We start from the raw sequence: 12,774 nt of genomic DNA, 5'->3' as shown, positions 1-12,774 counted from the left end.
ACAGTGCAGACTGCGCCCGAAACGGCCATTTTATCCACTTTGTCGGAGAACACATGAGCGAGTGCCTGGAAGTCCTGCGACAGGGCGATATCCTGATCCTGCGCCTGAATCGGCCGCAGGCGCGCAATGCCGTCAATCTGGAGGCGGCGCAGGCGCTGGCGGCGGGCCTTGACGTGCTGGATGCCGATCCGCAATTGCGCCTGGGCATCCTGACCGGGGCGGGCGGGCATTTTTGCGCCGGCATGGACCTGAAGGCCTTTGCCGCCACCGGCCAGCGTCCCTATGTGGGGGATCGCGGTTTTGGCGGGCTGTGCGAACGCCCGCCGCAAAAACCCCTGATTGCCGCCGTCGAAGGCTACGCCCTGGCGGGCGGCTGCGAACTGGCCCTGGCCTGCGATCTGATCGTGGCGGCCCGCGATGCGAAATTCGGCGTGCCCGAGGTCAAGCGCGGATTGGTTCCGGGTTCGGGCGGCATGCTGCGCCTGCCTTCGCGCATTCCCTATCACGTCGCGATGGAGGCCGTGCTGACCGGCGACATGTTCCCGGCCGAGCGCTTCCATGCGCTGGGCCTGGTCAACCGCCTGGCGGAACCCGGCGGCGCGCTGGATGCCGCCCTGGTTCTGGCGCGGACCATCGCGGCCAACGGCCCGCTGGCGGTGCGCACGGCCAAGGCCATCATTTCTCAGTCGCGCAACTGGCGCCCGGACGACATGTTCGATCTGCAGCGCCCGCGCGTCGCCCATATCTTCACCTCCGAGGACGCGCGCGAAGGCGCGACTGCGTTCGCCGAAAAACGACCCCCGGTCTGGAAGGGAAAATAATGACCACCATCACCGAACACGACCTGATCCAATCCATCGAGGATGCCGTCCAGTTCATCAGCATCTATCACCCGCTGGATTACATCCATCATCTGGCCCGCGCCTATGACGTCGAGGAAAGCCCCGCCGCCCGCGACGCGATTGCGCAGATCCTGACGAATTCGCGCCTGTGCGCCGAAGGCCACCGGCCGATCTGCCAGGACACCGGCATCGTCAACGTCTTCCTGAAAATCGGCATGGACGTGCGCTTCGACACCCGCCGCAGCCTGCAGGAACTTTGCGACGAGGGCGTGCGCCGGGGCTACACGAATCCGGACAACCCCCTGCGGGCCTCGGTGCTCGACGACCCGCTGTTCGCTCGGCGCAATACCCGGGACAATACGCCCTGTGTGCTGCAGGTCGAACTGGTGCCCGGCGACACCGTCGACGTCCAGGTCGCGGCCAAGGGCGGCGGCTCTGAAAACAAGACCAAGTTCGCCATGCTCAATCCCAGCGATTCGCTGGTGGACTGGGTGCTGAAGACGGTGCCGCACATGGGCGCCGGCTGGTGTCCGCCGGGCATGCTGGGCATCGGGGTCGGGGGCACGGCCGAAAAGGCCATGCTCATGGCCAAGCAGTCGCTGATGCAGGACATCGACATGTACGAGCTGCTGCAGCGCGGCCCGCAGAACAAGCTCGAAGAACTGCGCATCGATCTGTATCGGAAGGTCAATGCGCTGGGGATCGGCGCCCAGGGCCTGGGCGGCCTGACGACGGTGCTGGACGTGAAGATCATGACCTGTGCGACCCATGCGGCGTCCAAGCCGGTCGCCATGATCCCCAACTGCGCCGCGACCCGCCACGTCCATTTCGTGCTGGATGGCAGCGGCCCGGCCGCCTTGCAGCCTCCGGCCCTGTCCGAATGGCCCGAGGTCCACTGGAAGCCCGATTACAAGGCCTCCCGCCAGGTCAATCTGGACACCCTGACGCGTGAAGAGGTCGCGTCCTGGAAACCCGGCGAACGCCTGCTGCTGTCCGGCAGCATCCTCACCGGCCGCGACGCCGCCCACAAGCGCATCCAGGACATGCTGGCGCGGGGCGAATCCCTGCCGGTGGATTTCGCCGGCCGGGTCATCTACTACGTCGGCCCGGTCGATCCGGTGCGCGACGAGGTCGTCGGCCCGGCGGGCCCGACCACCTCCACGCGGATGGATAAATTTACCGATATGATGTTGGGAAAGACCGGCTTGCTGGCCATGATCGGCAAGGCCGAACGCGGCCCGGAGGCCATCGAGTCCATCCGCAAGCATGGTTCGGCCTATCTGATGGCCGTGGGCGGTTCCGCCTACCTGGTATCCAAGGCCATCCGGGCTGCCCGCGTGGTGGGTTTCGAGGACCTGGGCATGGAAGCCATTTACGAGTTCCAGGTGCAGGACATGCCGGTGACGGTGGCCGTGGATTCCCAGGGGGTTTCCGTGCACACGACCGGGCCCAGGGAATGGCAGCAGCGGATTGCCGCCCGCCTGGTGGCCGCCGGGGCCTGATCCGCGCTTTTCACGATAGGGGGATACGATGCCTGATACCTTGATGCGCAGCGCGCTGTTCGTCCCGGCCAATCGGCCGGACCGCTTTCCCAAGGCGCTGGCCAGCGGCGCCGACGCCGTCATCGTCGACCTGGAAGATTCCGTGGCGCCCGATGCCAAATCCGCCGCGCGGGATGCGCTGGCCGCTTATGCGGCCGATCACCCGCAGGACCGGCTATGGGTGCGCATCAATGACGGCTCCACCCGCTGGTTCGAAGACGATCTGGCCCTGTGCCGCGAACTGTCCGCGGTGGCCGGCATTTTCCTGCCCAAGGCCCAGGCGGCCGAACACGTCTATAAAGTATCGGGCGCCGGCAAGCCGCTGATCCCCATCATCGAATCCGCCCAGGGGCTGCGGGTGCTGGACGACATCGCCGAGGCCAACGGCGTGGAACGCCTCACCTTCGGCATCCTCGACCTGATGGTCGAATTCGGCACCCGGCCGCAGACGGATGGCGCCCAGCGCATCCTGGACCAGGTGCGCTTCCAGATCCTGCAGGCCAGCCGCATGCACGGCCTGGCTGATCCCGTCGACACGATCTATGCGGATTTTTCCGATGAGACCGGGCTGGAGCAGGCGGCCGTGCTGGCCCGCGACATGGGGTTCGGCGGCAAGCTCTGCATCCATCCCAGGCAGGTGCCGGTGGTGCATCAGGTGTACCGGCCGCTGCCCGAAGAACTCGACTGGGCGCGTCGTGTCGTCGAACACGCCGAACGCACGGGCGAATACGCTTTTCGCCTGGACGGACGCATGGTCGATCTGCCCGTCATCGAAAGCGCCCGGCGGGTGCTGGAACGCGGCAGCCACTACGAGGCTCAGTCGGCATGAAGGCATATCTGGACCTGGTGCAGTCCATTTTCGACCAGGGGTCCTGGCAGGACAATCGCACGGGGGTGCGCACGCTCAGCCTGCCCGGCGCCTGCCTGCGCTTCGACTTGCGCGAAGGCTTCCCCGCCGTCACGACCAAGCGGCTGGCCTTCAAGTCCGCCATCGGCGAACTGGTCGGTTTTCTGCGCGGAGCGCGCAGCGCGGCGGATTTTCGCGCCCTGGGCTGCCGCGTGTGGGACCAGAATGCCAACGAAAACCAGTCCTGGCTGGACAGCCCGTGGCGCGGCGGCCCCGACGATCTGGGGCCGGTCTATGGCGCGCAATGGCGCCAGTGGCCCGCCTACAAGCTGATCGATCTGGATCGGCCGCGCAGCGACGACCAGATCGCCGACGCTCTGGGGCGCGGCTATCGGCAGGTCAGCGTGATCGACAATCCGGCAGGGCAGGGCTCGGGCCGCCAGGCCTTGCTCTACAAGGCCGTCGACCAGCTGCGCCAGTGCCTGGATACCCTGATGCGCGACCCGGGCAGCCGCCGCATTCTGTTTCATGGCTGGAACTGGGCGCAGATCGAGGAAATGGCCTTGCCTCCCTGCCATCTGCTGTATCAGTTCCTGGCCAATCCGACGACGCGCGAACTGTCCTTGTGCCTGTATATCCGCAGCAATGACGTGGGGCTGGGCACGCCCTTCAACCTGGCCGAAGGCGCCGCCCTGACGCATCTGGTGGCGCGCCTGACGGGGTACACGCCCCGCTGGTTCACGTATTTCATCGGCGATGCGCACATCTATGAAACCCACGTGGACATGCTGCGCGAGCAGTTGCGCCGGGACCCGTACCCGGCCCCTCAGTTGCGCTTGTCCGACAGAATCCCCGCCTACGCCGACACCGGCGTCTATGCGCCGGAGTGGCTGGAGCAGGTCGAGCCCGGCGATTTTGCGCTGGAAGGGTATCGCCACCATGCGCCGCTGACCGCACCGATGGCGGTGTAGGGCGGTTGCGGGAGGCTTCAAGCCGCCCGCCCCGATTGCCCGAGGGTTCCCTGAATGTTCCCTTAAGCTTCGATGACCTCGATGGAATGTGTGATTTCCGCTGTCTTTTCCAGCATGGCGACGGCGGAACAATATTTCGTGTGCGACAGTTCGACGGCGCGCTCCACGGCGGCAGGGGGCAGGGCCTTGCCCGTGATCCGGAAGGCGAAGTGGATCTTGGTGAAAACCTTGGGTTCCGTCTCGGCCCGCTCGGCGCTCAGCTTGACCTGGCAGCCGGTGATGGCATGGCGGCCGCGCTTGAGAATCAGCACGACGTCATAGGCGGCGCAGCCGCCGGCGCCGGTCAGTACGGTTTCCATGGGGCGGGCCGCCAGGTTCTGGCCGCCGCCCTCGGGGGCTCCGTCCATGGCCAGCACGTGTCCGCTGCCGGTGCGTGAAACAAACAGCATGCCCTCCGGGCCTTGCCAGTCTAGGGTGCATTCCATTGCGCTGATCCTTTAGGGTTTTCCCTTGGTGTGGCTCTATGAGCGTGCGTGCCGGGCCCGGCGGAAGCCCTCATGCGGCATGGGGGTTTATCCGTCTTGCGTAGGACACCGGATTTATCATAGATCAAAACTAACGCTACAATCATCGGTTGCCGAGATTCGGATTCTTCTGATCCGCGCTCGGGCTTCAATTGTCCTTCACTGGAAGCGCTGTGGATACCGTCACCGTACTACTCCTGACCTTTATCATGTCCGTGGCCGGACTGGGTGTTTTCATCTGGTCCCTGCGACGGAACATGTTCGATGACAACCCCGCCGCGGCCGGGGTGATCTTTTCGACCGGTGAAATCGGTCACGTCGAAGACCCCTCCGCCACGCCTGAACAGCGGGCCGGCCTGCAGCAGGTCGTCACCGAAGGCGGCAAGGCCGTCATCGATCCGTCTCTGGCTGAGAAGCTCAAGGCGGAAATGACTGAACGCATGGAAGCCGACCAATCCACGGCCTACGTGACTTTCGTCTTCCTGTCCTGTGCCATCGTCTGGCTGGTCGCTGCGTCGGCCTTCGGTCTGATCAGTTCGATCAAGCTGCACAATCCGGAATTCCTGACCGACTACGCCTGGCTGACTTTCGGCCGCACGCGGACCTTGCACCTGAACATGGTGGCCTACGGCTGGTGCCCGATGGCGGCCTTCGGGATCGCCATCTGGGTTCTGCCGCGCCTGCTGAAAACCCGCCTGTATGGCGGCCGCTTCGCGCTGCTGGGCTGCATGCTCTGGAACGCCGGCCTGATCGCCGGCCTGGGCGCGATCGCCGCCGGCATCAACGACGGCCTGGAATGGCTGGAAATCCCATGGCAGATCAGCATCCTGATCGTGATCGGCGGTTCGCTGATCGCCCTGCCGCTGGTGTTCACGCTGCGCAACCGCAAGGTCGATCACCTGTACGTGTCGATCTGGTACATGGGGGCCGCGCTGTTCTGGTTCCCGGTGCTGTATCTGGTTGGCAAGGTCCCGGGCGTGCACTTCGGCGTCGAGCAGGCGACCATGAACTGGTGGTTCGGCCATAACGTGCTGGGCCTGTACTACACCCCCATCGCCCTGGCGTCGGTGTATTACTTCCTGCCCAAGATCATCGGTCGTCCGATCCAGTCCTACAACCTGTCCCTGATCGGCTTCTGGGCGCTGGCCTTTTTCTACGGTCAGGTCGGCGGCCACCACCTGGTGGGCGGCCCGGTGCCGCACTGGCTGGTGTCGCTGTCCATCGTCCAGTCGATGATGATGATCATCCCGGTGCTGGCTTTCTCCGTGAACCAGCACCTGACGATGCGCGGTCACTTCAAGACCATGTACTACTCGCCCACGCTGCGCTTCATCGTGCTGGGCGCCATGATGTACACGCTCAGTTCCTTCGAGGGCTCCTTCGAGGCCCTGCGCAGCGTCAGCCGCGTGGCGCACTTCACGCACTTCACCGTGGCTCACGCCCACCTGGGCCTGTACGCCTTCTTCTCGATCGTCATGTTCGGCGCCATCTATTTCGTGATGCCGCGCGTGATGTCCTGGGAATGGCCGCATCCGAAACTGATCATTGTGCACTTCTGGCTGGTGACGATCGGCATGGGCGTCTACATCGTCGGCCTGTCCATCGGCGGCTGGCTGCAGGGCCTGGATATGCTTGATGCCGCCAAGCCCTTCATGGATTCCGTGCTGGTCACGATGCCCTATCTGAAAGCTCGCACGTTGGGCGGCACCCTGATGACGCTGGGCCACCTGGTCTTTGCCGTGCACTTCGTGCAGATGGCGCTGCGCTACGGCACCAATCGCGTCGGTCCCGCCTTGTTGCATAAACGTAAGTCTCAGCCTGAAGTTCAGGCGATTGCAGGTGCCTGATCATGGAAAGCGAATACAAACTCCTTAGCGGGGCGATGGTGACCCTCGCCCTGGCTACCGCCACGCTGGTCGTGCTGCCCTACATGCAGCTGTCGGACGTGCCGCCTTCGCCGGGCTTGAAGCCCTATACCGAACAGCAGCTGCGCGGCCGCCAGGTCTACATCGAAATGGGCTGCGTCTACTGCCACTCGCAGCAGCCGCGCAGCCAGTCCATGGCGCCTGATTTCCAGCGCGGCTGGGGCCGCGCTCCCGTGGCCGGCGATTATTACTATGACCGTCCGCACCTGCTGGGCACCATGCGCACCGGGCCGGATCTGTTCAACATCGGCGCCCGCCAGCCCAGCGTGGACTGGAACCTGGGTCACCTGTACGAGCCCCGCGCCTACACGCCGCACAGCAACATGCCGGCCTTCCCCTTCATGTTCAAGCTCAAGGACAAGGCCGAGCCGGGCGACAAGGTCGTCAACCTGCCTCCCAGCTACGCGCCGGCCGACGGCAAGGTCGTCGTGGCCACGCCGGAGGCGCTGGATCTGGTCGATTATCTGATCGGCTTGAACCATACCTATCCGGTCAATCCCGATGCCCAGTTGCCGACGCTGCCGGAACAGCCTGCCGAGGCTGAAGGAGCCAAGAAATGAGCAACAAATTCACCCAACAGCGCCGTGAACAGCCGGAACCCGTGGAAGGCAGCCGGCCGATCCCCAAAGCCGTGCTGGCCGTCATCGGGATTCTGCTGATCTGGGCTGTCTGGCATCTGTATGTCTCGTACACGCCCATGCCGCCCTCCGTGGGCGACGAACGCGTGGCTGCCGACTTCGCCGTGCCCACCAAGGCCGATGGCGGGCAGCTGTACACCGCCAATTGCGTGGCCTGTCACCAGGCCACGGGCGCCGGGGTGCCCGGGGTGTTCCCGCCCTTGTCCAAGTCCGAATGGGTGGATGCGGCGGACGCGGGCGTCATGGTGCGCATCGTGCTGCATGGCATCCACGGCCCGCTGACGGTCGAAGGCGCCAAGTACAACGGTGAAATGCCGCACTTCCAGGATAAGTTCTCCGACGAGGAAGTGGCCGCCATCGTCAGTCACGTGCGCACCAGCTTCGGCAACGCGGCGTCCACGATCGATGCGCAGTTCGTCGCCAAGGTCCGCGCCGACACCAAGGATCAGACCACGCCCTGGAAGGGCGACGAGGATCTGCGTCCGCTGCTGGACAAGAAATAAGCGGGCAGGCGGATCATGCGGTGGGTGCTTTCGATGGTGCTTGCCCTGGCGGCAGGCATCGGGGTTCTCTACAGCCTGACGGACGGCTTCACCGTCCTGACGGCCGAGGCCGCCCGCCGCCAGGCGATTGCCGCGCATCCCCGCGATATCCCCGCCGCCGTGCAGGTGCTGGACGATGCGGGCCGCCTGCAATCCTTGAGCCGCAATCTGCGTGACGATGGCCGCGTGGCCATCGTCAATTTTTTCTACACGCGCTGCATCGCCCTGTGTCTGGCGCAAGGCTCGCTGACCGAGCGCCTGCAGCAGGCCATCGAGGCCGAAGGCCTGCAGCGCCAGCTGCGCCTGATCAGTCTCAGTTTCGATCCCCGGGATCGGGCGGATGATCTGTCCCGCTATGCCGTGCGCATGGGGGCTGACGCGGACGTCTGGCAGTTTTTGACCTTGACCGATGCGGCGCAGCGCAGCGCCTTGCTGGACATGTTCGGCATCATGGTCGTGCCCGCCCCGCTGGGGGAATTCGAACACAACGCCGCCTTCCACGTCGTGACGCCCGACGGTCGCCTGGTGCGCATCGTCGATCTGGACGATCCGGGCTGGGCCTTGAAAGCAGCCAAGTCCTTGCTGCCGGGCCCGGCAGCGGGGCGCGCAGCCAAGGATTCGCCATGAACCGCTTATCCGTCGGGCCGGCATCCTTGCTGGCAGCGCTCTTGTGCCTCGGGGTGGCCGGCATCTGGCACGATGCGTTGACGGCGCTGATGAGCCTGCACATGGTGGTGCAGATTCCCTTGCTGGTCGCGGGTGGCGTGTTCGCCGAACAGGCCTGGCATGCCTGGCGGATCGCGCGCATGCCGGCGCCATTGCCGTCGGCGGCATCCGCCGGGCGATCCGCCCCGATGTGGCAGCCCACATCCGGCCGCGATGTCCGCTGGTCCTACAACGCCTATGGCATGCCGGGGCTGCTGCTGGTCAGCCTGGTGGGGGCGGGGTGGATGATTCCCAAAGCCCTGGATGAGGCCCTGGTGGACTGGCGCGTGGCGGCCTTCAAATATCTGGGGCTGCCCGTGTGCGGCTGGCTGCTGCGGGCGTCGGTGCGACAGGCCAACGTGGTGATCAAGCTCTTCTTCCTGGGCAACTTCTGCTGGATGAGCGCCATCGTCGGCATGGTCTACCTGGATCAGCCGATCCGCTTGTGCAACGCCTATCTGCAGGACGATCAGGACTGGGCGGGACGGGGGCTGATCGCCCTGGCCATCGTGTTACCCTCGTGCTGGTTGCTGGCCGCTGTGAAGCCGGTCTGGCGCTTCCTGAGCCGATAAAGGATCCCCATGACCTCGACGAATTCCCTGGAACCTGAATCCGCCCCGGGCGCATCCCATGCGCCTGGTACGCCTGCCCGAGCGCGGCGGTCTCCGGCCGGGTCGGCGCCGGGCCTCCCTGGCCGGTGGCGCCGCCGCGCAGGTCTGCTGGATGGCGTGCTGACGGAAATCGGCCAGGCCCTGCAGGTGCTCGATGGCACGGTATCCCATGACCGCGCCTACCCGGCGAAGCCCGCGCGGCCGGATGATCCGGCCTTGTCGGCCGATGAGGCCCGTCATGCGGCGGGGCTGATGCGGGTGAATCACGTGGGCGAGATCTGCGCTCAGGCGCTGTACCGGGGCCAGGCGCTGATGTGCCGCGATGCGTCGGTGCGCGCCGTGCTGTTGCAGGCGGCAGCCGAGGAAACCGACCATCTGGCCTGGTGTCGCCGGCGCCTGGACGAACTGCAGAGCCGTCCCAGTCTGCTCAATCCCTTGTGGTATGCCGGGTCGTTTGGCCTCGGTCTGGCCGCCAGCCGGGCGGGGGTTCCCTACAACCTGGGTTTCATGGCGGAAACCGAGCGCCAGGTCGAGGAGCATCTGGACGGACACTTGAATACCCTGCCGGCACAGGATCACCGCTCGCGCCAGGTCGTCACCCAGATGCGGGATGACGAGATCGGGCACCGCACGACGGCGGAAAACCATGGGGCGGCGCCGCTGCCCGCGCCGGTCCGGGCGGCGATGCGCCTGATGTCGCGTGTCATGACCACGACGGCGTACCGGATTTAGCCGGCTTGTGCGCGTTGCCCTGGGACCTCCGGGGCCGCTATCGCATCAGGATTACCCTTGTTTGTGATCAAAAAGCTACAGACCTATGGCTGTCATCTATTGACATCAAATAAATCTTGCATCGCAACAAAGAGTGCTTATATAATTTGCTTATCGGATGTCGAAACGTGATTGCAGCGGGAAAACCCCTAATCACGGATGGCTCAGATCCCTGATCTTAGCAGCCCGACATGCCCAGGTTGTCTCCTCCACCCTCCTCCTTTGGTGGATTTAGCCCAGGATCTTCGGATCTTGGGCTTTTTTTTCGCCTGTGCGGCCCGGCGAATCCGCGCGCCCCCGGGCGCCCCACGCTTTTGTTGCACCTGTATCCTCGTAACAACCGCACAAGTTACAAATATCGCCGATAATCTCGTTTTGTCTATCCGGGATTGCCTTGAACGCCTCCAGTTTGTCCGCTTCTCTCAGCTGGCCTCTGATCGGGATCGTGGCTTTCATGGTGGGTGGGTTGATCGTCGTATCCGAACGCTGGCACGGCCGCTATACAGGGGATACCGACTTGCACAAGCCCCAGGCCATGCACAAGCGCGCCGCCCCCCGGGTCGGCGGGTTGGCCGTCGTGGCGGGCAGCCTGGCCGGCTTGTTGATGCTGGGGCCGCGCAACATGACGGTGACCTGGCTGTGGCCGGCCCTGTTCGTGGCGGCCTTGCCGGTCTTCGTGGCGGGGCTTCTGGAAGACATCACCAAGGAAATCGGGTCCGGCAAACGCCTGCTGGCGGCCTTCATCTCCGCCGGCATCGCCTGGTGGCTGCTGGGGGGCGTGTCGCGCGTCGGTCTGTCCTGGGCCGACACTCTTCTGTCCAGTTGGCCCGTCATTTCCCTGATCTTCACCATGGTGGCCGTGGGCGGCTGCACGCACGCGCTGAACATCGTGGACGGCATGAACGGGCTGGCCGGCATGATCGCCACGCTGATGGCCGTGTCGCTGGCCCTGGTGGCTCTGCAGGTGCAGGATATTCCCATCTTTCTGATCGCGACGGCGCTGGCGGCGGCCACGCTGGGTTTCCTGGTCTGGAATTTTCCGTTCGGCCGGGTCTTCCTGGGCGACGGGGGGGCGTATTTCCTGGGTTTCATGCTGGCCGAGCTGGCCGTGCAGCTGGTGGTGCGCAATCCCGGGGTGTCGCCCTTCTATGCGCTGGCGGTGCTGTTCTATCCCGTCTTCGAGACCCTGTTTTCCATCTGGCGGCGTAAATTCAAGCGTGGCGTGCCGGTGGATCAGCCCGATGCCTTGCACCTGCATCAGTTGGTGTTCCGGCGACTGGTTCGCATCACCTTCAGCCGCGACCGCCGCCATGCGCTGCCCGCGCTGTGCAATGCCATGACGTCGCCGTATCTCTGGGTGCTGGCCCTGATCGGCCTGGTGCCCGCCACCCTGTGGTGGGACAGCGCCTGGATCCTGTGCCTCAGCATGGGGGTGTTCGCCGCAGTGTATATCTGGCTGTACGTCCGCCTGGTGACCTGGCGCCGCCCACGTTGGCTGCTGCTGCCGTCCCTGGGACGGCGCGAGCGGCGTGATTAAAATTCCTTCGATCAATACGGCCATGGAGCCGGGGAGAACCTTATGAACGTTCAGGATGTCCGTCTGGCTGTCGTTGGCCTGGGCTATGTAGGCTTGCCGCTGGCGGTCGAATTCGGCAAAAAGCGCGATGTGCTGGGGTTCGACATCAATGCCCGGCGCATCGAGGAATTGCGGGCCGGCCGCGATCACACACTGGAAGTCTCGGGGCCCGAACTGGCCGAAGCCGGGCATCTGCACTATGCCAGCGATCCGGCCGAACTGGCGGCCGCCAATGTGTTCATCGTCACGGTGCCCACCCCGATCGACCAGTACAAGCAGCCCGACCTGACCCCGCTGGAACGCGCCAGCGAAACCATCGGCCGCATCCTGAAGCGCGGCGACATCGTCATTTATGAATCGACGGTCTACCCGGGAGCGACGGAGGAAGTCTGCGTGCCGGTGCTGGAACAGACGTCCGGCTTGAAGTTCAACGTCGATTTCTATGCCGGCTACAGCCCCGAACGCATCAATCCGGGCGACAAACAGCATCGCGTGTCCACGATCCGCAAGGTGACGTCGGGCTCGACGCCGGAAGTCGCCGAGCTCGTCGATACCCTGTACCGCCAGATCATCACGGCCGGCACCCACAAGGCCTCGTCCATCAAGGTCGCGGAAGCCGCCAAGGTGATCGAGAACACCCAGCGCGACGTGAATATCGCCCTGATCAACGAGCTGGCCCTGATCTTCAATCGCCTGGGCATCGATACGCTGGACGTCCTGCAGGCGGCTGGCACCAAGTGGAATTTCCTGCCGTTCCGTCCGGGGCTGGTGGGCGGCCACTGCATCGGCGTGGACCCGTACTATCTGACGCACAAGGCCCAGTCCATCGGCTATCACCCCGAGATCATCCTGGCGGGTCGACGCCTGAATGATTCCATGGGCGGTTATGTCGTGTCGCAACTGATCAAGGCCATGACCAAGCGCCGCATCCAGGTGCAGGGTTCGCACGTGCTCGTCATGGGGCTGACCTTCAAGGAAAACTGCCCGGACCTGCGCAATACCCGTATTGTCGACATCGTGCGCGAACTGGGCGAATACAACATCGACGTGGATGTCTACGACCCGTGGGTGGATCCGGCCGAGGCGCAGCACGAATACGGCATCACGCCGGTGTCCAAGCCCACGCCGGCCGCCTATGACGGCATCATCCTGGCCGTGGCCCACGAGCAGTTCGCCGCCATGGGCGCGGCCGCCTTGCGGGCGCTGGGCAAACCGGAGCACGTCCTGTATGACTTGAAATACGTGCTCGACGCCGGTGAATCCGATCTGCGTCTATAAGTA

At 64.7% G+C, this 12,774-nt stretch carries 13 protein-coding genes; 12 read left to right on the top strand and 1 reads right to left on the bottom strand.

All coding sequences use genetic code 11. From position 1 onward, the window contains the following. The first annotated feature begins 53 nt into the window (after positions 1-53). Genes WBG56_RS07660 through WBG56_RS07645 form a run of 4 tightly spaced genes read left to right on the top strand, consistent with a single transcriptional unit; the run spans position 54 to position 4,201 of the window. Positions 54-821: a crotonase/enoyl-CoA hydratase family protein gene (locus WBG56_RS07660; RefSeq protein ID WP_424266906.1), complete on the top strand. Its 768-nt coding sequence runs from the start codon at positions 54-56 to the stop codon at positions 819-821. Continuing rightward, the gene (locus WBG56_RS07655) at positions 821-2,344 is read left to right on the top strand and encodes a fumarate hydratase (protein ID WP_424266904.1); all 1,524 of its coding nucleotides are present in this window, start codon (positions 821-823) and stop codon (positions 2,342-2,344) included. Before WBG56_RS07660 ends, WBG56_RS07655 begins: the two co-directional genes overlap by 1 nt. A gap of 28 nt (positions 2,345-2,372) precedes the next feature. Continuing rightward, positions 2,373-3,212, top strand: a complete 840-nt coding sequence (locus tag WBG56_RS07650; RefSeq protein ID WP_424266902.1) for an HpcH/HpaI aldolase/citrate lyase family protein — start codon at positions 2,373-2,375, stop codon at positions 3,210-3,212. Next, positions 3,209-4,201, top strand: a complete 993-nt coding sequence (locus WBG56_RS07645; RefSeq protein ID WP_424266900.1) for a thymidylate synthase — start codon at positions 3,209-3,211, stop codon at positions 4,199-4,201. The genes WBG56_RS07650 and WBG56_RS07645 overlap by 4 nt, the downstream gene beginning before the upstream one ends. 62 nt (positions 4,202-4,263) lie before the next feature. On the opposite strand, the gene WBG56_RS07640 is transcribed toward WBG56_RS07645, so the two are convergent. Beyond that, positions 4,264-4,686: an OsmC family protein gene (locus tag WBG56_RS07640; RefSeq protein WP_424266898.1), complete on the bottom strand. Its 423-nt coding sequence runs from the start codon at positions 4,684-4,686 to the stop codon at positions 4,264-4,266. Between the two features lie 212 nt (positions 4,687-4,898). Between WBG56_RS07640 and WBG56_RS07635 the strand changes: the two genes are divergently transcribed. From WBG56_RS07635 to tviB, 8 genes are all read left to right on the top strand, one after another. After that, positions 4,899-6,572, top strand: a complete 1,674-nt coding sequence (locus WBG56_RS07635) for a cbb3-type cytochrome c oxidase subunit I (protein ID WP_424266896.1) — start codon at positions 4,899-4,901, stop codon at positions 6,570-6,572. A 2-nt stretch (positions 6,573-6,574) separates the two neighbouring features. Next, positions 6,575-7,210, top strand: a complete 636-nt coding sequence (locus tag WBG56_RS07630; RefSeq protein ID WP_424266894.1) for a cbb3-type cytochrome c oxidase subunit II — start codon at positions 6,575-6,577, stop codon at positions 7,208-7,210. Next, complete coding sequence (locus WBG56_RS07625; protein WP_424266892.1) at positions 7,207-7,791, top strand: c-type cytochrome; 585 nt, start codon at positions 7,207-7,209, stop codon at positions 7,789-7,791. Before WBG56_RS07630 ends, WBG56_RS07625 begins: the two co-directional genes overlap by 4 nt. 15 nt (positions 7,792-7,806) lie before the next feature. Continuing rightward, a complete protein-coding gene (locus WBG56_RS07620) occupies positions 7,807-8,457 on the top strand; it encodes an SCO family protein (RefSeq protein ID WP_424266889.1) in 651 nt (216 codons plus the stop codon). Then, positions 8,454-9,107 carry a hypothetical protein gene (locus WBG56_RS07615; protein ID WP_424266887.1) on the top strand — a complete coding sequence of 218 codons (654 nt, stop codon included), beginning with the start codon at positions 8,454-8,456 and terminating at the stop codon, positions 9,105-9,107. The genes WBG56_RS07620 and WBG56_RS07615 overlap by 4 nt, the downstream gene beginning before the upstream one ends. A 9-nt stretch (positions 9,108-9,116) precedes the next feature. After that, a complete protein-coding gene (coq7, locus tag WBG56_RS07610) occupies positions 9,117-9,878 on the top strand; it encodes a 2-polyprenyl-3-methyl-6-methoxy-1,4-benzoquinone monooxygenase (RefSeq protein WP_424266885.1) in 762 nt (253 codons plus the stop codon). Between the two features lie 493 nt (positions 9,879-10,371). Then, on the top strand, positions 10,372-11,454 hold the full coding sequence (locus WBG56_RS07605; protein WP_424267036.1) for an MraY family glycosyltransferase: 1,083 nt from the start codon (positions 10,372-10,374) through the stop codon (positions 11,452-11,454). Positions 11,455-11,496: 42 nt separating this feature from the next. Further along, the gene (gene tviB, locus WBG56_RS07600; protein WP_424266883.1) at positions 11,497-12,771 is read left to right on the top strand and encodes a Vi polysaccharide biosynthesis UDP-N-acetylglucosamine C-6 dehydrogenase TviB; all 1,275 of its coding nucleotides are present in this window, start codon (positions 11,497-11,499) and stop codon (positions 12,769-12,771) included. Positions 12,772-12,774: the final 3 nt, after the last annotated feature.

This window comes from Castellaniella sp., assembly GCF_049671645.1.
Taxonomy (GTDB): Bacteria; Pseudomonadota; Gammaproteobacteria; order Burkholderiales; family Burkholderiaceae_B; genus Castellaniella.
Note: the sequence above shows the minus strand (reverse complement) of the source record. Positions and strands in the feature narration are given on the sequence as shown.

What these genes read in the sequence shown, in the direction of transcription:
- WBG56_RS07660 (WP_424266906.1), top strand. Translation starts at nt 54, where the DNA reads ATGAGCGAGTGCCTGGAAGTCCTGCGACAGGGCGATATCCTGATCCTG.
- WBG56_RS07655 (WP_424266904.1), top strand. Translation starts at nt 821, where the DNA reads ATGACCACCATCACCGAACACGACCTGATCCAATCCATCGAGGATGCC.
- WBG56_RS07650 (WP_424266902.1), top strand. Translation starts at nt 2,373, where the DNA reads ATGCCTGATACCTTGATGCGCAGCGCGCTGTTCGTCCCGGCCAATCGG.
- WBG56_RS07645 (WP_424266900.1), top strand. Translation starts at nt 3,209, where the DNA reads ATGAAGGCATATCTGGACCTGGTGCAGTCCATTTTCGACCAGGGGTCC.
- WBG56_RS07640 (WP_424266898.1), bottom strand. Translation starts at nt 4,686, where the DNA reads ATGGAATGCACCCTAGACTGGCAAGGCCCGGAGGGCATGCTGTTTGTT.
- WBG56_RS07630 (WP_424266894.1), top strand. Translation starts at nt 6,575, where the DNA reads ATGGAAAGCGAATACAAACTCCTTAGCGGGGCGATGGTGACCCTCGCC.
- WBG56_RS07625 (WP_424266892.1), top strand. Translation starts at nt 7,207, where the DNA reads ATGAGCAACAAATTCACCCAACAGCGCCGTGAACAGCCGGAACCCGTG.
- WBG56_RS07620 (WP_424266889.1), top strand. Translation starts at nt 7,807, where the DNA reads ATGCGGTGGGTGCTTTCGATGGTGCTTGCCCTGGCGGCAGGCATCGGG.
- WBG56_RS07615 (WP_424266887.1), top strand. Translation starts at nt 8,454, where the DNA reads ATGAACCGCTTATCCGTCGGGCCGGCATCCTTGCTGGCAGCGCTCTTG.
- coq7 (WP_424266885.1), top strand. Translation starts at nt 9,117, where the DNA reads ATGACCTCGACGAATTCCCTGGAACCTGAATCCGCCCCGGGCGCATCC.
- WBG56_RS07605 (WP_424267036.1), top strand. Translation starts at nt 10,372, where the DNA reads ATGGTGGGTGGGTTGATCGTCGTATCCGAACGCTGGCACGGCCGCTAT.
- tviB (WP_424266883.1), top strand. Translation starts at nt 11,497, where the DNA reads ATGAACGTTCAGGATGTCCGTCTGGCTGTCGTTGGCCTGGGCTATGTA.